The 22,288-nt window shown below is 65.7% G+C and carries 24 protein-coding genes; 8 read left to right on the plus strand and 16 right to left on the minus strand.

The window, feature by feature from the left end; all coding sequences use genetic code 11:
- The first annotated feature begins 18 nt into the window (after positions 1-18).
- From H0A72_RS18950 to H0A72_RS18980, 7 genes are all read left to right on the plus strand, one after another.
- Positions 19-381, plus strand: coding sequence for a RidA family protein (locus tag H0A72_RS18950; RefSeq protein ID WP_180158066.1), 363 nt, complete (start codon positions 19-21; stop codon positions 379-381).
- A gap of 12 nt (positions 382-393) precedes the next feature.
- Positions 394-1,167 (plus strand): class II aldolase/adducin family protein, encoded by a 774-nt coding sequence (locus H0A72_RS18955; RefSeq protein WP_180158067.1) that lies wholly within the window; start codon positions 394-396, stop codon positions 1,165-1,167.
- A gap of 131 nt (positions 1,168-1,298) precedes the next feature.
- Positions 1,299-1,991 (plus strand): GntR family transcriptional regulator, encoded by a 693-nt coding sequence (locus H0A72_RS18960; protein WP_180158068.1) that lies wholly within the window; start codon positions 1,299-1,301, stop codon positions 1,989-1,991.
- A 59-nt stretch (positions 1,992-2,050) separates the two neighbouring features.
- The gene (locus tag H0A72_RS18965) at positions 2,051-3,067 is read left to right on the plus strand and encodes an extracellular solute-binding protein (protein ID WP_180158069.1); all 1,017 of its coding nucleotides are present in this window, start codon (positions 2,051-2,053) and stop codon (positions 3,065-3,067) included.
- Positions 3,068-3,230: 163 nt separating this feature from the next.
- Entirely contained in the window at positions 3,231-3,740 is a 510-nt protein-coding gene (locus tag H0A72_RS18970; protein WP_180158070.1) for a DUF1993 domain-containing protein, read from the plus strand.
- 44 nt (positions 3,741-3,784) lie between these two features.
- Positions 3,785-4,255, plus strand: a complete 471-nt coding sequence (locus H0A72_RS18975) for a YaiI/YqxD family protein (protein ID WP_180158071.1) — start codon at positions 3,785-3,787, stop codon at positions 4,253-4,255.
- A 258-nt stretch (positions 4,256-4,513) separates the two neighbouring features.
- Positions 4,514-5,488 (plus strand): Bug family tripartite tricarboxylate transporter substrate binding protein, encoded by a 975-nt coding sequence (locus tag H0A72_RS18980; protein WP_180158072.1) that lies wholly within the window; start codon positions 4,514-4,516, stop codon positions 5,486-5,488.
- 24 nt (positions 5,489-5,512) lie between these two features.
- Here H0A72_RS18980 and H0A72_RS18985 read toward each other — a convergent pair whose 3' ends face one another.
- The 15 genes from H0A72_RS18985 to H0A72_RS19055 form a co-directional block, all read right to left on the minus strand.
- The gene (locus tag H0A72_RS18985; RefSeq protein WP_180158073.1) at positions 5,513-6,154 is read right to left on the minus strand and encodes a GntR family transcriptional regulator; all 642 of its coding nucleotides are present in this window, start codon (positions 6,152-6,154) and stop codon (positions 5,513-5,515) included.
- Between the two features lie 109 nt (positions 6,155-6,263).
- The gene (locus H0A72_RS18990; protein ID WP_180158074.1) at positions 6,264-6,860 is read right to left on the minus strand and encodes a cysteine hydrolase family protein; all 597 of its coding nucleotides are present in this window, start codon (positions 6,858-6,860) and stop codon (positions 6,264-6,266) included.
- A 19-nt stretch (positions 6,861-6,879) separates the two neighbouring features.
- Positions 6,880-8,082 carry a CaiB/BaiF CoA transferase family protein gene (locus tag H0A72_RS18995; RefSeq protein ID WP_180158075.1) on the minus strand — a complete coding sequence of 401 codons (1,203 nt, stop codon included), beginning with the start codon at positions 8,080-8,082 and terminating at the stop codon, positions 6,880-6,882.
- On the minus strand, positions 8,079-9,245 hold the full coding sequence (locus H0A72_RS19000) for a CoA transferase (RefSeq protein ID WP_180158076.1): 1,167 nt from the start codon (positions 9,243-9,245) through the stop codon (positions 8,079-8,081). The genes H0A72_RS18995 and H0A72_RS19000 overlap by 4 nt, the downstream gene beginning before the upstream one ends.
- A gap of 31 nt (positions 9,246-9,276) precedes the next feature.
- On the minus strand, positions 9,277-10,488 hold the full coding sequence (locus H0A72_RS19005; protein WP_343060126.1) for an FAS1-like dehydratase domain-containing protein: 1,212 nt from the start codon (positions 10,486-10,488) through the stop codon (positions 9,277-9,279).
- Positions 10,489-10,585: 97 nt separating this feature from the next.
- On the minus strand, positions 10,586-11,584 hold the full coding sequence (locus H0A72_RS19010) for a Bug family tripartite tricarboxylate transporter substrate binding protein (protein WP_180158078.1): 999 nt from the start codon (positions 11,582-11,584) through the stop codon (positions 10,586-10,588).
- Positions 11,585-11,621: 37 nt separating this feature from the next.
- Complete coding sequence (locus H0A72_RS19015) at positions 11,622-12,548, minus strand: SMP-30/gluconolactonase/LRE family protein (protein WP_180158079.1); 927 nt, start codon at positions 12,546-12,548, stop codon at positions 11,622-11,624.
- A 13-nt stretch (positions 12,549-12,561) separates the two neighbouring features.
- Positions 12,562-13,323: an ABC transporter ATP-binding protein gene (locus H0A72_RS19020; RefSeq protein WP_180158080.1), complete on the minus strand. Its 762-nt coding sequence runs from the start codon at positions 13,321-13,323 to the stop codon at positions 12,562-12,564.
- Positions 13,316-14,104, minus strand: a complete 789-nt coding sequence (locus tag H0A72_RS19025) for an ABC transporter ATP-binding protein (protein ID WP_180158081.1) — start codon at positions 14,102-14,104, stop codon at positions 13,316-13,318. The genes H0A72_RS19020 and H0A72_RS19025 overlap by 8 nt, the downstream gene beginning before the upstream one ends.
- Complete coding sequence (locus H0A72_RS19030) at positions 14,101-15,105, minus strand: branched-chain amino acid ABC transporter permease (RefSeq protein ID WP_343060127.1); 1,005 nt, start codon at positions 15,103-15,105, stop codon at positions 14,101-14,103. The genes H0A72_RS19025 and H0A72_RS19030 overlap by 4 nt, the downstream gene beginning before the upstream one ends.
- Positions 15,098-15,976 (minus strand): branched-chain amino acid ABC transporter permease, encoded by an 879-nt coding sequence (locus H0A72_RS19035; RefSeq protein ID WP_180158082.1) that lies wholly within the window; start codon positions 15,974-15,976, stop codon positions 15,098-15,100. The genes H0A72_RS19030 and H0A72_RS19035 overlap by 8 nt, the downstream gene beginning before the upstream one ends.
- A gap of 14 nt (positions 15,977-15,990) precedes the next feature.
- Entirely contained in the window at positions 15,991-16,902 is a 912-nt protein-coding gene (locus H0A72_RS19040; RefSeq protein WP_180158083.1) for an NAD(P)-dependent oxidoreductase, read from the minus strand.
- A gap of 13 nt (positions 16,903-16,915) precedes the next feature.
- Positions 16,916-17,659, minus strand: a complete 744-nt coding sequence (locus H0A72_RS19045) for an SDR family NAD(P)-dependent oxidoreductase (protein WP_180158084.1) — start codon at positions 17,657-17,659, stop codon at positions 16,916-16,918.
- A gap of 41 nt (positions 17,660-17,700) precedes the next feature.
- A complete protein-coding gene (locus H0A72_RS19050) occupies positions 17,701-18,537 on the minus strand; it encodes an HTD2 family dehydratase (protein WP_180158085.1) in 837 nt (278 codons plus the stop codon).
- A 9-nt stretch (positions 18,538-18,546) separates the two neighbouring features.
- Entirely contained in the window at positions 18,547-19,758 is a 1,212-nt protein-coding gene (locus H0A72_RS19055; protein ID WP_180158086.1) for an ABC transporter substrate-binding protein, read from the minus strand.
- A gap of 165 nt (positions 19,759-19,923) precedes the next feature.
- On the opposite strand from H0A72_RS19055, the gene H0A72_RS19060 reads away from it, so the two are divergent.
- Positions 19,924-21,174, plus strand: a complete 1,251-nt coding sequence (locus H0A72_RS19060) for a CaiB/BaiF CoA transferase family protein (protein ID WP_180158087.1) — start codon at positions 19,924-19,926, stop codon at positions 21,172-21,174.
- On the opposite strand, the gene H0A72_RS19065 is transcribed toward H0A72_RS19060, so the two are convergent.
- Positions 21,161-22,141, minus strand: a complete 981-nt coding sequence (locus H0A72_RS19065; RefSeq protein ID WP_180158088.1) for a quinone oxidoreductase family protein — start codon at positions 22,139-22,141, stop codon at positions 21,161-21,163. The genes H0A72_RS19060 and H0A72_RS19065 overlap by 14 nt on opposite strands.
- Positions 22,142-22,288 lie beyond the last annotated feature (147 nt).

Consider the following 22,288-nt stretch of genomic DNA (forward strand, 5'->3'; position numbering starts at 1 on the left):
CGATACAGGAACACCACCATGACCCAAGCCACATCCGCTCCCATCGAGCGCCTGAATCCGAAACAACGCTACAGTCCGGTCGTCGTCGCCAACAGCACTGTCTACATCGCTGGGCAGGTCAGCCGGGACACCCGTCTGGACGTTGCCGGCCAGACGGCTGACATCCTGGCGCAGCTGGATTCCTTGCTGGCAAGTGCCGGAATCGACAAACGACGCCTCGTACAAGCCACCATCTGGCTATCCGACATGAACAGCGCCGCCGCGATGAACAGCGTCTGGGATGGCTGGGTCGCCCCCCGCAATGCTCCGGCACGCGCATGCGTGGAATCGAAACTCGCCCCCGGCTATCTAGTCGAAATTGCCGCAACCGCAGTGCTATAGGGAAACATTCACATGCCAAAGAAAAACTGGTCCGACGATGAACGCAAGGTTCGCGAAGATCTGGCCGCCGCCTATCGGCTGGTGGCTCTGCTGGGATTCGAAGACAGTATTTGGACTCACATTTCCGCGAGGGTGCCGGGTCATCATGACCAGTTCCTTCTGAATCCACACGGCGTGCTTTTTCGCGACGTAACGGCTTCGTCCCTGGTGAAGATCGGCGTCGACGGCGAGATCATCGAAGACACTCCCCATAACGTGAACGCCGCCGGCTTCACCATCCACAGCGCCATTCACGGCGCCCGAGAGGACGCGGGCTGCGTCGTGCACCTGCACACTGTGGCGGGTGTCGCGGTTTCATCGCTGGCTTGCGGCCTGGTGCCCGCGAACCAGTGGTCTTATCAATTCTATGACCGCGTGGCATATCACGACTTCGAGGGCATCGCCCTGAATCTCACCGAGCGCGAACGCCTCGTCAAGGATTTAGGTCCCACGCACAGAACCTTGATATTGCGCAACCACGGCATGCTGACCTTGGGCCGCGATGTGGCGGAGGCCTTCATCCTCATGCGCAACCTGGAATGCGCCTGCCAGGCCCAAATCGCTTTCCAGGCTACCGGCATGCCCATATCGGAAGTGCCGGCGGACGTATGCGAACACACCGCAAGGCAGTATGAGGTCAGCGTGGAAAAACACCGGCGCGACCCGGAGAACTCGTCGCTGACCCTGGAATGGAATGCGCTCGTTCGCCGGCTGTCGCCACCCGACGCCACGAGCCACCGGGACTGAAATGTGCTGCCTTGACGTGGTTGCTGAGCCCAATACACTAGCAACGCACGGTGCACTTAGCACTGCGGCCGTTTGCGCCCGGCAGAAACGAAAACGACTGCCGGACGCCCAACCACTTTAATACGCAAGCCATGAAACAAATAAAAGACGAAGCCATGTCTCTGTTGCCAACCGCCACGCCGGCAGTGCGCGCGGCCGATCAAATCTACCGCCGCCTGAGGACGGCCATCATGGACGGCGGCCTGCCCGCGCGCACTCGGCTGGTGGAGCTGGAACTGGCCGCAAAGCTGGAAGTGAGTCGAACGCCGGTTCGCGAGGCGATCTCGCGCCTGATCAATGATCAGCTGGTCCAGCCCTTGCCTTATGGCGGCGTTGAAGTGGTGGACATGACGCATGAGCTGGAAGACATCTATGCCATTCGCGAGGCCTTGGAAGGGACGGCTGCGCGGCTGGCCGCCGAACGCATCACTGACGAAGAGGTGCAAGAACTCCAAGCCATCCAGGATAGGCATCGCGCACTCGAGCTGAATGACTACGAACGGCGCACGGAACTCAATAACCTCTTTCATGGAGCGATTCTGAAAGCGTCCCGGGCCCCCCGGCTCATCCACATGGTGGAGGGATTCCAGGAGTTCTTCCTGCATGCCTCCCAACTGCTGCACTACCAGAAACGCCATACCCAAACAGCGCTCAAACAACACCAGGAAATCATCGATGCCTTGAGAGCCAGAGACGGCAAGCGTGCCGAAAAGCTGGTTCGCAGCCATCTCTTGTATAGCTTGAACCGAGCGCTTGACCAGCGGCGACACACCGGGAACCTCTAGGCTCCGAACGGCGCCGCTATGCTTTTTTACACCCCACAGAAAGACCAAAGGAGCGATTTGTGATTAAACCCATCAATAAAATTCTAGTACTTGCGCTCGCAGCCGGTTTCGGTGCAGCCACTCCGGCCGCTGCGGCAGACAAGTCCATCAATATCATGACCTGGGGCACCACTTGGCAATCCGGCCTGCGCGACCTCAGCAAGGAATTCACGAAGAAGACAGGCATCGACGTCAATCTGGTGACGCAGGCCTCGTCCGGCGAGGGGCTCGTCAAGTTGCAGACAATGAAGACGAAGCCTCCCGCCGACGTCTGGTTCACCACGGCATCGGTCGCGGAACGCGCCGTTGCCGACGCGGATCTCTTTGTGCCCCTGCCGGTAGACAAGATTCCGAATCTCGCCAACGTCATGCCCGGCGCCTCGACCTCGCACTATGTTGCCGCCTATGGCTATCCCATCTCGATCGTCTATCGCACCGACTTGATCAAAGAACCCATTACGCAATGGACCGACTTATGGACGCGCAAAGACCTGGCCAGGAAGGTCACGATACCAGCCATGTCCATGTACCAGGGGCGTAGCCTGATGACCGCATCGCTGGCGAACGGCGGTTCCGTGACGGACGATGAAAAGGGGTTCGAGATGCTCGTAAAGCTGAAGCCTCAGGTCGCGATTTTCTATACCTCGGACGCCCAGGCGCGTACCGCTTTGTCGCAGGGCGAAGCGGCAGTCATGATGGGAACGCCCGCGGCAGCCAAACGCGTCGCCGACGCCGGCTTGCCTGTCGCGGTGGTAAGCCCCCGGCCGGCCATCATGAACTATGACGTCATGACGATCATCAAAAGCGGCAAGGAAGATTTGGCCGCGCAATATGTGAATTTCGTGCTCGAGCAGAGCGTAAACGAAAAGCTTGCAAGCAATACCAACATGGGCCCGGTGGTCAAGGGCGCCAAGGTTCCGGAGACTCTGGCTGCTCAAATGCCCAAGCCGGAGGATATGGTGACGCTCGACGAGAAGTGGGTGAACCTCAACATTGCGAAATGGGTGGAGCGCTTCAACCAGGAAGTGGCCAACTAACCATCCTGCAATCGGCCGGCATCGCGACAGGCATGCCGGCCGACGATCGAGCCGAACGCCGCCGCCCGAAGGCCCTTGATCCCATGACCGTACAAACGCCGCAGCGCCGGCGCCCGATTCGGGCTACAGTGCGGGTTGGCCTTCAACCGAATCAAGGAAAACCATGACCAATCCCATGTACATCCATTCCGTGCCCGTTTTCAAGCAAATGCTGACGGCGCTGAAAGCCATCGTGGCGCAGGCGGGCGCGCATGCCGCCGAAAGAAACATCGAGCCGGACGCTCTGCTTCAGGCGCGTTTGTTCCCGGACATGTACCCCCTGATCAAGCAAGTGCAGGTGGCCTCCGATTTCGCGCGCGGGATTTCAGCCCGTCTGGCCGGTGTCGAGGTTCCCGCCTACGAAGGCGCGGAAAAAACCTTTGCGGATCTCGACGCGCTCCTGGCCCGCACGCTGGGCTTCCTGGACAGCGTCCGCCCCGAACAGTTTGAAGGCAGCGAGGCCAGGGAAATCGTGCTTCGCCGTGGCACGCCGAAAGAGAAAAAGCTGGATGGCCAAACCTATCTGGCGAACTACGGGCTGCCCCAGTTCTTCTTCCACGTCACGACCGCCTACGCCATCTTGCGCCACAACGGCCTGCCCATCGGCAAGCGGGACTACATGGGCACGTACTGAACCCGGCGTCGCCGGCGCTCCATCCGCATTGAAAACTCAATAGCATGCACATCTGGGTCGATGCCGACGCCTGTCCCGCCGTCATCCGGGACATCCTGTACCTGGCGGCGCAGCGATGGCGGCGGCATCTCACGCTGGTGGCCAACCAGATGCTGCGCACGCCTCCTTCCCCATGGCTGCGGGCCATCCAGGTACCAGGCGGTTTCGATGTGGCGGACGACTACATCGTCCAGCGCTTGAATCCCGGCGATCTCGTCATAACGAGCGATATCCCGCTGGCGGCCCAGACCCTCGATAAAGGCGGAATCGCCCTCAGTCCGCGGGGCGAGCGCTATACCGCCGACACCATACGCGAACGCCTCGCAATACGGGACATGATGGAAGAGCTCCGCAGCGCGGGCGTCGACACGGGGGGGCCCGCGGCGCTCAGCCAGTCGGACCGCCGCGCGTTCGCCAATGCGCTCGATCGCCTCATGCTTGCGCGAGCTCGCACACACCCTCCCCCTTCGGCCTGATTCCTTCCGTGGGCGGCGGCGCCATACGGGCTGCGCGCTCGCTGCGCATAAGCTTTGACATTGAATGCAGAATGCATTATTTTACAGAGCAGGGCGCATATGACGCCCCGTTTTTCCGTCCGCCTTTCTTCCAGAAATCCTTTGATGTGCGCGAATATCGCGCATCGAGCTTGCAACGATGCGATGTGGCAATGAAAGGCTGAATAAAAATGCATTCTGCATAATGCAACTATTAAACCAATATAGGAGACTGATTCAATGCAAAGGCCATTCACCCTTGTAAAGCGAGGCTTGATCATCCTGCTGGCCGGCTGCTCCGTTGCCGCCGCGAGCCCTTACCCCAGCAAGCCGATCAACCTCGTCGTACCCGTCGCGCCGGGAGGCGGCACGGACTTCACCGCCCGCCTCCTGGCCGACGAGATGTCCAAGCAGCTGGGCCAGCCGGTGATCGTCGAGAACCGGCCCGGCGGGGCCGGCAACGTGGGCGTGAACCATGTCGCCCATGCCGCGCCCGACGGCTATACCCTCGTGATGCCCATCACCTCGTTTCCCATCAATGCGACGCTGTACAAGCACCTGCCCTTCGACACCAAGAAGGACTTGGCGCCCATCGCGCTGGCGGCGACCCTGCCCCTGGTGCTGGTGGTCAATCCCAAAGTACCCGCCCAATCCATACAGGAACTGATCGCACTCGCGAAAAAGAAGCCGGCCACCATCAACTTCGCCAATTCCGGCGTGGGCACGACGGCGCACCTGGCCGGGGAGCTTTTCAAGAAAAGCGCTGGCGTCGACATCGTCAGCGTCGCCTACAAGGGCGGCGGGCCGGCGGTCTCCGATCTGCTCGGCGGCCATGTCGAAATGTATTTTTCGACGCCCAGCGCGGTGATTCCGCACATCGAAGCCGGCAAACTGCGCGCCCTTGCGGTGACGAGCAAGAATCGCCTGGCGGAACTGCCGAACGTGCCGACGCTGGTCGAGTCCGGCTACCCGGACCTGCACATCACTGCCTGGTTCGGAATCTTTGCGCCGGCGGGCACTCCGGCCGCCATCATCGATCGGCTCAATGAAGTGAGCAACAAGGTGCTGCAGCAGCAGAATGTGCGTGAGCAGATGGCCAAGCACAGTTTCAATGCGGAGGGCAACATGAGCCCGCGGGAATTCGGGCGGTTTCTCAATACGGAGATCGACCGGTGGGGAGGCGTGATCAGGGATTTGAAGCTCAGTGTGGAGTGAGCGGAGCCTGGGGCGTCGCCGCGCCTACGCCCCATCCTTCTGCACCGTCCGGAGCACCGCCCAGCCTGATTCGATATGCCGCCGCATCGCCAGCATCGCCGCCGCCGCATCCCCGGCCGCGAAAGCCTGCAGGATCTCGTCGTGCTCCGCCACCGCATCCTTGCCCCGCCCTTCCGCCGAATTGATGAGATCGAACGGATAGCGCGCCCACAGGATCTGGACGAAATGCAGTGTTTGCGGCAGTTCCGCAATATCGTAGAGCCGGCGATGGAACCGGTAGTTTATGCCCCGGGCCGTCGCCCGGTCGCCCGACGCGAAAGCTTGCTCGAACTCCTTCGCCAGCGCCCGCAGCTCGTCGATGTCGTCCGTCGTGATCTTCTCGATCGCGCTGCGGACCAGTTGCGATTCGAGCATCAGGCGCAGCTGCAGGATCTCGTTCGATGCGGCCTCGTCGAATGGCACGACGCGGGCGCCCCGGTAAGAACCGCCCTCGACATAGCCCTCGGCCTCCAGCAGCTTGAGCGCCTCGCGCACCGGCGTGATGCTCAGCTGCAGCTGCTCGGCGATCTCGGCCTGCTTCAGCCGGGAGCCCCGCGGATAGACCCCCGAAATGATGCGCTCGCGCAGATAATCCGCAACCTGTTCTTCTTTCGTTCTGTAGTCCATAGGTTCAGCCTGAGTTGCGTGCCCGACCGGAATGAAACGACTGGGGCCTGTGATTCTCGACACCCCGGAGTTTACCTGCTAAATGGCCGCAACCCGTGCATCCATGCCGCTACTCGAAAACGACGTCCTGGGAATTGGTGATGGTGCAGAACCGCTGCAGGCTCTTGATGGCGTTCTCGTGCTCTTCCGCGCTCAGGCCGCAGCAGCAGTCTTCCAGCACCACCATTTCGTAGTCGCGATCGTGCCCTTCGCGGACCGTCGCCTGCACCACCGCATTCGTCGAGATGCCCGAGCAGTAGATCCGGCGTATCCCCTTGGCTCTCAGGACGGCTTCCAGCGTGGTGCTATAGAAGGGGCTGACCCGGTGTTTCACGATATCGAGATCGCCCGGCTGCCGGCCCAGGTCGGGGTGGACTTCCGTACCCCATTCCCCGAGCTTGAAGATCCCGTTCTTGCGGGCGCCGGAAAAGATGGGCGAGGCCGGCGGGCATTCGCGGTAGTCCGGCGAGAACCCGACGCGCACGAAACCGATGGGCACGCCCGCCGCGCGCGCCTTGTCGATGGCGCGGCGGGTATGTTCCAGTATCCGCCGGCCGCGCACCTGTTCGCCGTATGCCGCCTTGCCGTTGGGCCCGTCGGCATGCACCAGGTCGTTCTCCATGTCGAGAACCAGGTAGATGGAGGAGCCTGTCTTGTCGTCTTGCATGGTGAAGTCCTTTCGTCAGTCAGAAAATGATCTCGCGTTCTTGCAGGTCGGCGCGCTGCGCCGCGTTCAAGCCCAATAGTTCGCCAAATACATAATCTTCGTCTTGCCCGAGCTCGGGCGTCAACCTGCGTATGCCGACTTCCGGTGTCGCGCTGAAGCGGATCGGCGACCCGACCGCGAGCCGCGCCGGAATGCCGGGCCCGCTGACTTCGACCACGGACCCGCGCTCCCGCAAATGGGGATCGGCGGCAATGTCCCGCATGTTCCAGGATACGTGCGCGCACACGCCGTTTTGCTGCAGGCGCTCCGCCAGGCTGTCCGCGTCATGGCGGGCGAGCCACTGCGCAAGCTGCGCGTCCAGCTCGGAACGGTGGCGCAAGCGCATGGCGGCGGACGCGTAGCGGGGGTCCGCATCCTCCTGGCCCAGCACGCGCAGCAGGGCGCGCCATTCCGCATCGTCGCGGACCGCGAGCGTCAGCCAGCGGTCCGGGCGATTCGTGGCATAGACGCCATGCGGCGCCATGGCTGAATCCGCGTTGCCCATGCGCTCCGGCGTCTGGCCCAGGCTGGCCAGGATCAATGCTTCGCCTATCATGGCCGATGCGACTTCGCGGGCGGCGAGATCGACGTGCTGCGCGCGGCCCGTGCGCCGCTTCTGGTGCAAGGCCGCCAGCAGGGCCAGGGCCGCATGCGTGCCGGCGGCGTGGTCCATGACGTGGCGCATTTCGACCGGCGGCCCGTCGCTGTATCCGCTCATCCAGCCCAGCCCGCCCCATGCGCCGAAAAGCGGCGCATAGCCCGCGAAATGGGAATCGGGGCCGTCCTGTCCGCAGGACGACAGGGAAAGCAGGACGATGTCGGGCTTCGCTTCCTTCAGCGCGTCGAAATCCAGGCCCAGCCGCTTCATGACGCCCGGGCGGAAGCTTTCCGCGGCGACGTCCGACACGGACACCAGCCGCTTTGCCAGGGCGACCGCCTCGGGCTGCTTCAAATTCAGGCGCACCGACAGTTTGTTGGCGGAAACCTGGTCGAAGGTGGCCGCCGACATCCTGCCGTAGACCGCATGCGGCTTGCGGAAGGCGTCCAGCCGGGTCTGGCTTTCTATCTTGATGCATTCCGCCCCGAGCTGCGACCATAGATGCGTGCAGAATGGGCCGGCCGCATGGATGGTGAAATCGGCGATGCGCACGCCGTGCAGCGGAGCCCTGGGTGTGCCGCTCATAGTGGGATCTCCTGGGCCATTTCATCGAGTTCGGGCACGCGGCCGCCGCCCGCCAGGGGGCTGCGGCGAAACTGAAAAGGCGCCGTCAGGAAAGCGGCGGTTTTCCCGCTCTGGAGCGTGCCCTGCGCGAACAGGCCGCGCGCGCGCTCGTGTTCGCCGTTCACGACTTCGCCGGGCGGGCGATACTTGGCCACGGGCACGCCCAGTTGCTGGGCCCGCTCGACGATGTCGTCGGCCCGGTGGCGGGCCATCCAGGCGCGCACGTGCCCATTGATCTCACCGCCCCGGGCGCTGCGGACGAGCGGATCGCGCAGCTCGGGATCCCGGGCCCATGCCGGATCGCCCAGGAGTTCCACCAGCGAAGCCCATTGCCGGTCCTCCAGCGTCAGCAGCTCGATGTATCCGTCCTGTGTCTCGAACACCCCGCCGTATCGGAAACTGCGCCCGCTGCGGTGCTCCAGGGAGCCGTCGCCCAGGCGCTGCAGCGCGAACGCGCCGACGGCGAGCACGGCGTCCTGGACCGAGACGTCCACATACTGCCCGCCCGCCTCGGGCACGGCCCACCAGGCGGAAAGCGCGCCCAGGGCCGCCATGCATCCGCCCTGGTAGCTGCCGAAGTGGCCGTGGATCTTCAGGGGCGGGCGTTCCGGAAAGAGTTCGATCGACAGGCCGTTGGGCAGCAAATAGCCTTCCCCGCCGGCGTGCAGCAGATTGACCTCTTCGGCATCCCAGCCCGCCTTGGGGCCGGCCGCGCCGAAAGGCAGGACGCTGACATGGACCACGGCGGGGTTGATCTTCCCGACCGCCTCGGGGTCGAGCCCCTCGGCGCCGCGAAGGGCGACGGGAGTGTCGTCGATCAGGATGTCGGCCGCCGACAGTTCGCGGGCCAGAAGCGAGCGCCCTTCCGCGCCGCCGGGGTCGCAGACCAGGCTGCGCTTGCCGACCGCCAGATAGGCGAACAGCGCGCTTTCCCCGGTTTCCTGCACGTGGGGGCCGGCCCGACGCAGCCGGGAACCGCCGGGCGGCTCCAGCATGACGACCTCCGCGCCCATGGACGACAGCAGCCGGCCGGCGTACGCGGCGGCGACCGTACGCGACCGTTCCAGGACTCTGCACCCCGCCAGGGGCTGGTCCGCGACATGTGGCGATTCATTCGGATGCATAGGACTGCCTCGCAGCTTTACCGGGGAAACCTCAGCGGACGACGGGCAATTCGAGATCGATGCCCGAGCCGTCGATGAACACCGAATGCTTGACCTCCCGCGAAGGAAGGGCCACGGTGGCCAGCCCCGGCGTGGTGACTTCGCCGCGCTGATTGACGGCGGCCAGTTCGATATCGACCAGCCCGACGTTGTCCTTCACGTATTTGCGCACGACCTTGCCCTTGCAGTAAGTGGTGTCCCCCATGATGTTGAAGCGCCGCATCTCGGTGCGCACGCGCTTGAGCACGCCGGCGTCGCCCATCCAGTTGGTGACCAGGGAGCACATCCAGGACGAGCGCTGCGGACCGTAGTCGTACGTGCCCGGCACGCCGACTTCTTTAGCGACGGACTCCCGGTGGTGGCCGATGCCGGTATATTCCACCCCGCCGCCCGCTTCGGGGTTGCGGAAAAAATGGCCCGGGTGCTTGACGGCGGCCTGCAGCACCACGCCGTGCGTATGGCCGCGCCCGCAGCCCACCAGAAACCCCATGGTGTCCATCAAGGACAAAGGCCCGCGCGCGATGGTCGGCAGCTCTTCCCCGATTTCGACTTCCTCCCAGTAGCGCACGGCCGAGCCCCGGATGTTCTTGGGCTCGTCGAGCACCATCTGATCGATGCGATCGCGTTCTTCGTTGCTGTATTGATGCTGCTCGATCTCCTTGTACTTGCCGGTGTCGCGCGCCGCCTTGCGCTCGTGGCGGGTGCAGGTTCCCAGGGCGCGGGCGACCAGCTCGCCCCGCTGGTTGAAGTAGGAGGCCTCGACGTACTGCAGCACCAGCCGGCCCGAGAACTTGCTTTCCTTTTCTTCGACGCCCACCACGCGCTCGATGGCGGAGACGCGGTCGCCCGGGCGGACGTGGCGGAACAGTTCCCAGTCGTTGCCGGCATAGAAACCATGCACGCCCGGCAGGCCCCAGCGCGTGCGCCCCAGCCAGCCGAATGCCATGGGGAACATGGGATGGCCGATCTGGGTGCCGTAGCGGGTGCCCGCCCCGTATCCGCTTTCGCGGTAAAGAGGGTTCAAATCGCCGATGCCGTTGCACCAGTTGCGCAGCGTGTCCGCCGTCGCGTCCTGCAGATACGGGCCTTCGGGCCGCAGCTGCAAACCAATCATCGCGCGCGCCGCCGCAACGGCCTCGTCCGTGATGCGCCCTTCCGCCGGGGCATTGCCGACCGCGGCTTGGATCTCTTCCACTGTACTCACTTGTATGCTCCTGTTGAAAACATAAAATGCATAATGCATTCTTTTTAAAAACAAGTCAACGCGCTCTCGTTGGCGCCGACTTCGCTGTGCTTCCCGCTTAACCCAGGCTGATTCCCGCTTCTTTGATGATATCGCCCCACTTCTTGCGTTCATTCTTCACGAACTCGCCCAGCTCGTCGGCGTTCATGATGAGCGGCTCCACCCCGATATCCTGCATTCTTTTACGGACATCGGCTTGGCGCAGTATGGCCTGGACGTGGTCGCTCATGGCCTTGACGGCATCGGCCGGCGTGCCGCGCGGAGCGAACAGCGCATCCCAGGCGACGATGTCGAAACCGGGCACGCCCTGCTCGGACACGGGTTTCACGCCCGGCAGCATGTCGGTGGGCTTCAACGAGGTGATGCCCAGGGCGCGCAGCTTGCCGCCTTCCACCTGCGGACGCGTGGCCGTCACCGTATCGATGACCAAGGGAATGCGCCCGCCGATCGCGTCCGTCATGGATTGGCCGGACGACTTGTAGCGCACGGCGAACAAAGGCGCTTTGCCGGCGCGCACGAATTCCGAAAAAACCACTTGCGCCGTCGTGCTGGGCAGGCCCACGTTCAGCGTATCGGGCTTGGCCCGCGCCTGTTCGATCAATTGGGGGATGCCGTTGACGGGGAAGTCGGCGGTCGAGGTGGAGATCACCATGGGCAGCAGGCCGATCATGGCCACCGGCGCGAAATCCGTGGCGGCATTGAAGCCGGGGCTGTCGTAGAGGAATTCGTTGGCGGCATTGGTGGCGTTCGTGCCCAGCAGGAAGGTATGGCCGTCGGCGGGCGCGCGCGCCACCGCCGCGGTTCCGATATTCCCGCCCGCGCCCGCCCGGTTCTCCACGACGATGGGCTGCGAGATCCGCTTGGCGAGCTCGTCCGCCAGCAGGCGCGCCAGGATGTCGGCGCCCTGCCCCGCGGCATAGGGCACGACGATGCGCACCGGCCGCTCGGGCCAGCCCTGCCCCGCCGCCGGCGGCGCGGCCGCCGCCAAGGAAAGAGCCGCCATGGACAAGGCCGCGCGCAGCATGTTGCGCCGGCCGGGGTTTCTTCTGATGATCATGCGCCATCCTTTTAATGGGTGTGGGTGTATGCCTGCCTCATGCCCGCAAAGGCAAGCCTGGACGCGGCCATTCCGCGGCAAAGAGCTGTCCGTACCCGGACAGCGTGATGAAGGCGGTGCGCCGATCGCCGCCGCCGAAACAGATGTTGGTGCAATAGCCTTCGGGCGCCTCATGGAATTCCAGCCAGTCCCCCGCGGGCGAAAAGACGCTGATGCCGCCGCGCACCAGCGTGGCCACGCAGATGTTCCCGCTTTCCTCCACCGCGAGGGAGTCGAAGCGCTGGTAGCCCGGCAGGCCGTGAACCAGCCGCCCGCCGTTGGGTGACGGCCAGGGTTCCTGGAGCAGTGCGCCCGGCCCGGCGACGGGATAGGACCACAAGCGGCTTGTTTCCGTTTCCGTCACGTAGAGCGTGGCGCCGTCGGGGGAAAGGCCGACGCCGTTGGGGGTCAGCACGGGGTGCGCGGCGCGCCGTATCGACCGGCCGTCGGCGCCGGCGTAATAGACGGCGCCGCGCAATATGCGGTCTTCAAAGGTCTTGCCGAAGTCGGTGAACCAGAAGCCGCCGGCGGCGTCGAACACGATGTCGTTGGGCCCGTGCAGCGGCACGCCGTCGCATTCGGTGTACAGGGTCTCGACCTTGCCGGTGGACAGGTCGACGCGCTGGATGGAGCCGCCGCGATAATCCCGCGCCGCGCCCGTCGGCCGTGAAAAGCCGTCGTCGGTGCGCCAGCTGAACCCGCCGTTGTTGCAGACATAGCAAAAGCCGTCGGGGCCGAGCGCGGCGCCGTTCGGCCCGCCTCCCAGCTCGGCCACGACCTCGAGCCGCCCGTCGGGCAGCACCCGCGTCAGCCTGCCGCCCGCGATTTCGGTCACCAGCACGCTGCCGTCTTCCATGGCGATCGGCCCTTCGGGAAAATCCAGGCCCCGGGCGAGCACCCCGCCCTTCAGCTGCAATATCTTCATTCATCCCTCCTTCTCATGCATGGACGGCATGGCCGGTTTCCTGGCGCGCGCCCAGATAGGCGTCTATCGCCCGCTGGCGCCCCTCGCGGCTGCGCAGCGCCTCGGCATCGAGCTCGCCCGCGACATGCCCGTGCCGCAACACCCAGGCCCGCGCCGCCAGCCGGGCCGCCACGTGGAAGCTTTGCTCGACCAGCAGCGCCGTCAGGTTTTGATCTTTTTGGATGGCCGCCAGGCGCTCGTAGACGCGCGCGACCAGCAAAGGCGCGAGGCCCAGCGAAGGCTCGTCCAGCAGCAGCAGGCGCGGCCCGGCCATGAGCGCGCGCCCGATGGCCAGCATCTGCTGTTCTCCGCCGCTCAGCAGGCCGGCGGGCGACTTCAAGCGGTTGGCGATCTCGGGAAAGAACTCCAGCACCATCTCCCTGCGCCGGCCCCGCGTGCGCGCGTCTTCGTAATACGAGCCCAGGATCAGGTTTTCCGCGACGGTCAGGTCCGCCACGATGGCGCGGCCTTCGGGCACGTACACGATGCCCAGCCGGAAGCGCCGCGCCGCCGACCAGCCGCTGACGTCCCGGCCGTCGAACAGCACCCGCCCTTGCGCGGGCTCCAGCCCCGCGATGGCGCGCAAGGTGCTGGACTTCCCGGCCCCGTTGGCGCCGAGCAGCGCCGCCACCGTCCCCTGCTCCACGCCCAGGCTGATGCCGTGCACCACCGGCCCGGCGCCGTAACGCAGCGTCAAGCCGTCGACCCGCAACAACTGCCGCGCTCGCTCATTCATCCTCGTCTCCCAGATAGACCTTCACGACCTCCGGATTGGCGCGGACCTGCGCAGGCGTTCCGGAAGCCAGCAGCCGGCCGACGTTCAGCACGAAGATGCGGTCGCAGACGTCCATGATCAAATCCATATCGTGCTCCACGACCACCAGGACCAGGTCCGGAGACCTGAGCTTCTTCAGCGCGGCGGCGAGATCGCGTGTCTCGATGGAGTTGAGCCCGGCGGCCGGCTCGTCCAGCAGCAGCACCCGCGGCTCGCCCACGATGGCGCGCGCGATTTCCGCCAGGCGCAGCAGGCCCGGCGGCAGTTCGGCCGGACGGGAATCCGCCACTTGGGCGATGCCCAGGCGCTCGAGCGCGCCCAGCGCGAGCGCGCGATTGCGCGCGCGCTCTTTGCGCCCCGCCGGCAAAGGCAGGAAGGCATGCAGCCAGCCCGCCCTGGACAGGCGGTCGAGCCCGATCATGACGTTTTCCGCGATGGTCAGCTCCGGACACAGCGCCACGTGCTGGAAGCTGCGCGAGAACCCCAGCGCCGCGCGGCGGAAGGGCGGCAGCGCCTCCAGGCGCAGCCCGCCCATTTCAATGCCGCCTTGCGTGGGGGCGTAGATGCCGGTGAGGCAATTGAAGAAACTGGTCTTGCCCGCCCCGTTGGGGCCGATCAGGCCGGTGATTTCGCCGGCCTCCAGGCGCAGGCTGATGTCGGACAGCACTTGTATCCCGCCGAACGACAGGGACAGGCCGTCGACGCGCAGCGGCTCGGCGTGCTGGATGACGGCGGCGCTCATGAACGGCTCCCTTCCAGCCGCGCGCGCAGATCCGCGGGCAGCGCGTTGAAGCCGAGGACGACGGCCAGCAGGGCAGCGCCGTACAGCACGGGCACCCAGTCGCCGGCCCCGGCGAGCAGCAAGGGCACCATGGTCAGGAACAGGCCGCCGATGACGCTGCCGGCGATGGAAAGCGAATACAGGCTGACCACGGACCCGACCAGCAGGAAGATGGAGGTCCAGAGCGTGAAGCTGTTGGGCGACACGGTCGATGAGCTGAACGACAGCAAGGCGCCGGCGACGGCCGCGATGCCGGCGCTCAAGGCCATGCAGGACAGGCGCGCCCAGCTTCTTCTGATGCCGAAGGATTCGGCGGCATGGGCCGAGCTGCGGATCAGCAGCAAGGCCATGGCCTGGCGCGAACGGCGGAAATGCCGCAGCAAGAGCACGACGGCCACCAGGCCCGCCAACGGCATGTAGTAGCGCTGCATGTCCTTGGACACGCCCGGCAAGGCGTCCAGATTGACGTACAGCCCGCCATAGCCGCCCGTGACGTTCGAAAAGTGGAGCAGCACTTCGGGCAGGGCCAGCGCCAGCGCCATGGTGGCGACCGCCAGGTAGATGCCCGACAGATGGCGCGAGGGATAGGAAAAGAGCACGCCCAGCACGGCGCCGGCCACGGCCGCGACGGGCAGGCTGAATAACAGGGACAGCGCCAGGTATTTTTCGAGCAGGGCGACGGTGTATGCGCCCGCGGCCACGAATACGCCATGCCCGATGGAAACCTCGCCGCCATAGCGGACCAGGAAGCTGACGGACAGAATCGCGATGGCGTTGGCAAAGCACAGCCCCAGCGTGAAGGTCCAGTAGCCGCCCGCCGTCAGCGGCAGCGCCAGCAGGACCAGCAGCCCGGCCAGGCCCGCCGCGGCGGACAGGCGCTGCCTGGGGGCCCGCGCACGCATGGCCGGCACGGACGCATCCGCAAGGCGGTCGGCCGATGCCGATACACTGAGATCAGACACGGGCGCCTCCGCGAATCGCCAGCACGCCCTTGGGGAAGGCGTTGAGCACCAGCAGGATGATGAGCAGCATGTAGGTGTTGCTGAATTCGGCCGCGATATAGAACGACAGCAGATTCATGACCACGCCGATGAAGATTCCGCCCAGCACGGCGCCGGGCAGGCTGTTGAAGCCGCCCACGACGGCGGCGCCGAATGCCTGGAGCATGAATGACGCGACGCTGGTCGAGGACAGAAAAGTCGTGGGCACGATCAGCAGCGCCGCGATCAGGCCGAGCAGGCCCGCCACCACGAACGAGAACAGATGGATGCGCCGCAGGTTCAGGCCGCAGACCCGGCTTGCGAACGGGTGGGCGGACACCGCCCGGAACGCGATCCCGATGCGGGTCCGTTCGATGAGCAGGTAAAGGCAGCCGATGGCCAGGGCGGTCACCGACAGCACCGCGAGGTCATAGGCCGATACGCGCAAGGGGCCGAGCTCGGCCCGCCAGGCCGGCAGGGGCAGATCCAGCGACACCACGTTCGATCCGAAAACCAGCTGCGTGGCCCCTTGCGCGATCAGGCCCACGCCCAGGGTGGCGATGGTGCTGGTCAGGTCGGACTTGAACACCAGCGGGGCGATGAACAGATAGCTGAGCGCCATGACCGCCACCATGATGACCAGCGTCAACAGCACGGCGGGACCCCAGGCCATGTTGGCGAAGATGCCGGCCGTGAAGCCGAAGACGAGGAAGGCCGCCAGGCCCGCGAGGTTGCCATGGGCGAAGTTCACGACGTTGGAGCTCTTGTAGACGAGCACCAGCCCGATCGCGCCCATCGCATACAGGCAGCCGCTGATGATGCCGGCCCAGGCCAGCCCGATGATGTCAGCCATGTGCGCGTCCCTCCTCAGCCGGCCTTCGCCGGCCCGATGCCGCGGTCGATGATCTCGATGACCGCCGGAAAATAGCGGCCGCTCCACCCTTCCGTGGCGGTCGCCGCGTAGTAGCGCTGGGCGAGCTCGGCCACGTGCGCGGCCAGCCCCGTCTGGGCGGCCAGCTCGAGCACATAGCTCAGGTCCTTGAGCACGTACTCCGGCGGGAAGGCCTTGTCGGGAAAGCTTCTTGGCAGCATGGCCTTGCGGCCGTGATTGCGCAGCACGAAGCTGTCGCCCGAGCCTTTCGATACCGCGTCCAGCAAGACGGCCGGCTGCACGCCGGACCGTTCGCCCAGCACCATCATTTCCGCCAGCGCCATGGTGTGCTCGAACACCAGGGCGTTGTTGATGAGCTTCACCACCTGGCCGCAGCCGACCGCGCCGCAATGCGTGACGTCGGACGCGATGTAGCGCAGCATGGGCTCGATGCGCGCGTAGACGGCGTCGGAGGCCCCCACCATGATGCTCAGTTCGCCTCGTTGCGCCGCTTCGCGCGTCCGCGCCACCGGCGCATCGGCAAAATCGATTCCGGCGCCGGCGAGTTTTTCCGCCACCGCGCGGGCCGACGCCACCGCCGTGGTGCTCAGGTCGATGATGGTCGAGGGGCGCCTGCCGCCTGCGGACAAGCCGCCGGCGCCGAGGCAGACCTGCTCCACCTGCGGCCCGCCCGGCAAGGACAGGAACACGCAGTCGGCCGCCGCCGCCACGTCCGCCACGGTTGCCATGCGCCGGGCCTTGGTGCCTTCCAGCGCCTCGAAAGCGCTCGAATTCATGTCGTAGGCCAAGACGTCGCCGGCGTGCTTGAGCGCCATGTTCCTGCACATCGGGCCGCCCATCACGCCCAAGCCGATGAATCCGATCACCGGTGAAGTTTCCACTGCCATGTCGCGTCTCCTGTCAGTCCATCCACATGCCGCCGCTGATGTCCAGCGAGGTGCCGGTGATCCAGTTGGAAGCGGGGGAGCAGAGAAACAGCGCCGCCTGGGCGATGTCCTCGGGGTTGCCATAGCGGCCGAGCGGCACGGTGGCGTTGGCCGCGGGCGCCCCGCCGGTGGTGACGCTGGCCCACATGGCGGTTTCGACCGGCCCCGGGGCCAGCGTGTTGGCATAGACGCCATGCGGCGCGCCGGCCTTGGCCATCCAGCGGATCATGCCGTGCACCGCCGACTTGGACGCCACGTAGGCGGGCCCGGAAGCCACGCCGCCGTTCTTGGCGGCGATGGAGCCCGCGGCCAGTATCTTGCCGTAGCCTTGCGCGCACATCAGCGGAAACAGCTTGCGGGTGGGATTCACCACGCCGCGCACATTGACGGCCATGAGGGCGTCCCATTCTTCGTCCGTGCTGTCGGCCAACGAGGTGCGCGCGATGATGCCGGCGCACAGCACCAGGATGTCGACCTTGCCGTGCTCGGCGATCACCGCATCGATCAGCGCATCGGTCTGCTCGCGGGAAGTGACGTCGTACCGCCGGTACGCTATGCCTTCCCCGATCGATTCGTCCTGCGCGAGGTCGGTCGCCACGACCCGGGCGCCCGCTTTGCTGAACGCATTCGCGATGGCGCGGCCCATGGCGCCCGCTCCGCCCGTGATCAGGGCCACCCGGCCGTGGAGATCCGCCGGCCCGCTCATATGCTGTGTCATGTTTCTGCCTGCTCCTGTTTGTGTTGCATGATGGATTGCGTTCATCGAAAGGCGGCCGCCGCCGACATGGCGAGTTCGCCGCCGGGGCCCCGGGCCCAGACGCTCAGCGAGCCGTCCTCCAGGGCCCGCCCTTCCAGGCGGAAGCTCCGGTCGACGAACAAAGGGCTCACGCCCCGGAAATCGAAACGGGACAGCGGCCTGCCGCCGCCCTGCTCCACCGCGAACTGCTGCAGCAACGTCGCCGTCAGCGGGCCGTGCACGACCAGGTCGGGGTAGCCTTCTTCGCTGCGCGCATAGGCCTGGTCATAATGGATGCGGTGGCCGTTGAAGGTAAGGGCCGAATACCGGAACAGCAGCGTCGTGTCGGGCTGGAAATCGCGCCCCCAGTCGGACTCGGCGTCGTGAGGCTGCAGCGCCGCGCCCGCGCCCGCGGGCGTGGCTTCGCGGTAGACGATGTCCTGTTCTTCGACGATGCAAAGCTCGCCGTTGGCGGTAATCGCATGCTCGACGGTGACGAACCAGAGCGCGCCGCGCTTGCCGACCTTGTTCTCCACCTTGGCGATCCGGCTGCGCCGCGTGGCTGCGTCGCCCACCGGCAGGTCGGCCAGATAGCGTATGCGGCTGCCGGCCCACATGCGCCTGGGCAGCTCGATCGGCGGCAGGAAGCCGCCGCGCCGCGGATGGCCGTCGGGGCCCAGCCCGCTGCGCCGTTCCACCGGGTTGAAGAACAGCCAGTGCCAGCCGGGCGGCAGCGGATCGCCGTCCAGCGGCGCCGCCGGGATGTCCAGCGTGGCCGCCATGGCCCGCGCGACCGAGCCCAGGATGCGTTCCGTCCGCTCTTCCTCGCGCCCCACCCATGCCTGGTATTCATCGCTCATGATTGCCTCTTAGCCGACCTTCGCGTTGAACACCTCGGCCGGATACGGCTTGAAGTCGCGCACCAGCACGAACTTGCCGCCTTCGCCGGCCCGGATGATGCCTTCTTGCCGCGCGCCCCGGTGGTCGCCTTTCTCGAAGCTCACGCCGCGGGCGCCGCCGACGGTTTCGTTGCGCATGGTTTCCATGACGTCGACCAGGCTTTCACGCGTCAGCGGCTTGCCGCTGCCCAGCAGCGATTTGAACCCTTTGACGAACAGGGATGCGTTGCTCCAGCCGTTCAGGCCGAACACGCCGATCGGATCGTTGGGATAATGTTTGGACACGCTGTCGCGATAGGCCTTGATCTGCGGGTCGTCGGCGGTGACGGGCACCAGCCAGGACGAGAAATACACGCCATCGAGCAAGGGCCCCGCCAGCTTGTAGGTGGTGGGGTCGGCCGTGAAGAACGGCGCCATCCAGTTGGACTTGAAACCCAGGCGGTCGGCGGCCTTCAGGGCGGCGGCCAGGTTCGCATTGGACCCGAACAGAATCACGGTCTGGGCCTTGGCGTTGGCGATGCGGCGCAAATGCGGGGTGAAGTCGGTATTGCGGACTTCGAAGGGGATGGACTCCGCCGGCTCCTTGCCCAGCGTCTTCATGTGCATGTCGAACCCGCGCTTGGCGGAACGGCCCAATTCATCGTTTTCCCACAGCAAGGCGACGCGGTCGCTCTTCAAGTCCTTGACGGCGTAATCCAGATTGGATGCCGCCGACCAGCCGTAATCGGGCAGCAGCGGGAACACCAGGCGCTCCGAAAACAGGGCCGTGGCGCCGCCTATGGGGCCGATCATGGGCAGGCCCACTTCCTTGGCGTAGGGAATGACCGCCACCGACTGCGCGGTGCCCACCGGCGCCGTCAAGGCGAATATCTTGTCCTCCCCCACCAGGCGGCGCGTGACGGCCACGCTGCGCGCGGGCTCGTAGCCGTCGTCGTAAGTGACGAACTTGATCTTCCAGCCGTCCAGCGCATTCGTTTCGTTGGCCCACTTGAAGCAGGACTCCGCCGCGTGGGTAAGAATGGCGTAGAACGGAACGGGACCGGTGATCGGCGTGAAGGCGCCCACCGTGACGGTCTTGCTTGCCGTGTCTATGCCGGGAGCGGGCTGCTGGGCCCGCACAAGGCCTGGAAGTGCCAGGGAGGCCGCCGCGGCGCAGCCCGAAAGAAAGGTCCGTCTATGCACGATGTGTCTCCTGTTTATTGATTTATGATGGGTTTTGCCCCCATAGGAATGCATTATATATTTTTGTATGAGGCAATTAATACGGGATTACCCCTAAGGCAAAGCATAAAAACCGGCCCGATCAAGAATATATAATGCATTATATTAAACGAATAGGAATCTTCCATGCAGAATGCGCCTTTGAGCGGCCGCCGTGTCATCGAACTGGGCACGATGCTGGCCGCGCCCTTCGCGTCCCACATCCTGTCCCAGCTGGGCGCCGAAGTCATCAAAGTAGAACCGCCGCGCGGCGATCCCACGCGCAGCCTGGTGCGGGGCGGCCCCAGCGGAACCTTCATCGCCTACAGCCACGGCAAGAAAAGCGTGTGCATCGACCTGGGCACGCCGGAAGGCGGCGCGGCATTCCGCAAGCTGCTGGCCACGGCGGACGTCCTGGTGCACAACCTGGCGCCCAAGGCCGCGCGCAAGCTGGGCGTCACCCCGCAGGCCTGCAAAAACGCCAACCCCGCCCTGATCTACTGCCACATCCGGGGCTATGGGCCCGGCCCCCAGGAAGACGACCTGGCGTCGAATCCGGTGGCGGAGGCGTCCAGCGGCGTCATGGAGGGCAACCGGATCGACGGGCGGCCCAGCCGGCTGGGGCCGTCCTACCATGACCAGTTCGCGGGCGCCTATGCGGTCATCGGCATATTGTCGTCGCTGCTGCAAAAGCACCAGGGCCGTGAAAGCGGCCCGATCGAGATCGGCCTATATGAAACCGGGCTGCACGTCGCGGCGCGCGACCTGGTCGGGGTGCAGTTGAAGACGCAGCTGCTGGGCAGGCCCGAACGCGAGCCGCATGGCGAATTCAGCATGCCCGGCTACGGGGCGTACCAGACGGCCGACGGCCGCTGGCTGTATCTCTTGATGCTGACGGACGCGCATTGGTCCAAGTTCTGCCGCGCCTTGCAGCTGCCCCAGGCCGACGACGAGACCCTGGCCACCCTGCGCATGCGCAAGAAGGCGCGCCAACAGGTGGAAGACATCGTGAAACAGGCCGTCGGCGCGCTGAGCTTCGAAGAAGCCGCGCAGCGGCTGAAGGCGGCCGATGTCGGCTTCACCGAGGTGCTGCCGCTGGAACGCGTCCTGGAACCGGCCCAGGCGCGGCAGCCCGGCAAGCTGCGCAGCGTTGCGCTGCGCGGCCTGGAATTCGACGTGCCTGAATTCCCCAGCCTGAATGCCGACAAGAATGGCTTGCACACCCTGCCCCCGCCGGAGCTCGGTGAACACACGCTGGAGATCCTGCAAGCGGCCGGCGTCCCGCCGGAACAATGCAGCGCGATGATGCAGGCGGGCGCCATCGCCGGCCCCCAGCCCGGCCGCCACGCCTGGGCGCCGCTGCGGGAAAAGACCGGGGCCGGGCTCAAGGCACCATGACGATGGCCCCCGTCGTCGCGCGGGCCTCGGCGGCGGCGTGGGCCCGCGCGACTTCGGAAAAAGGAAAGCGGGCGCCGATGTTCGCGCGGATGATGCCGCGGGAATATGCATCGAACACCATCTGCGCGTTTGCGCGGAATACGCCCACCTCGGCGTTGTGGGGAAACACCGACGGCCGGGTCAGATAGAGACAGCCCTTCTTGTTCAGCAGCTCCACGTCGAACGGCGGTATCGGCCCCGACGCGGCGCCGAACACGACCACATGGCCGAACGGGCGCGCGCAATCGAGCGAGCCCATGAAGGTGTGCCGGCCCACGGAATCATAGACCACGCTGGCCTTGCCGCCGGCGGCGGCATCGATCACGCGCTCCACCCAGCCGGACGCGGAGTAGTCGACCGCGGCGTCGCATCCGGCCTGGCGCGCCACCGCGCATTTTTCGGGCGAGCCCGCCGTGCCGATGACCGTGGCGCCCAGGGCCTTGGCCCAGGCGCTGAGGATCTGCCCCACCCCGCCCGCCGCGGCGTGCACCAGCACGGTGTCGCCCGGCCCCACCCGATAAGTCTTGTGCAACAGGTACTGGGCCGTCATGGCCTTGAAGAACAGGGCGGCGGCCGATGCCTCGTCGATGCCCTCGGGCAGGCGCACGGCGCGTTCCGCCGGTATGTTCCGCTGCGTGGCGTAGGCGCCGATGCCGGCATTCATGTAGACGACGCGGTCGCCCGGCCGGAAATCGGCGACGCCCTCCCCCACCGCCGTGACGACGCCGGCCGCCTCGTGGCCCAGGCCGGTCGGCGTCGGCAGCGGGTATTTGCCCGTGCGCTGGTACACGTCGATGTAATTGAAGCCTATGGCCGTCTGCCGCAGCCGGATTTCCCCCGCGCCGGGAGGCGGCAAGTCGAATTCGCGCAAGGCCATCACTTCCGGGGGGCCGAATTCCGTCAATTGAACGGCCAGGGTCTGGTTCATTTTTTTGGTCTCCTCGTATCGGTATCGCCATCGATGCACGGGACTTTAACACCCGCCCGCGCCCGGCGCGGAGGCTTCCCGGCCCATCCGCCTCCGTCCGGAGGATTAAACCGTAACGCGTAGGCCGGCGCTCCAAGCGGCCATTGC

The organism is Parapusillimonas granuli (genome assembly GCF_013416525.1).
In the GTDB taxonomy this organism is placed as follows: Bacteria; Pseudomonadota; Gammaproteobacteria; order Burkholderiales; family Burkholderiaceae_B; genus Parapusillimonas; species Parapusillimonas granuli.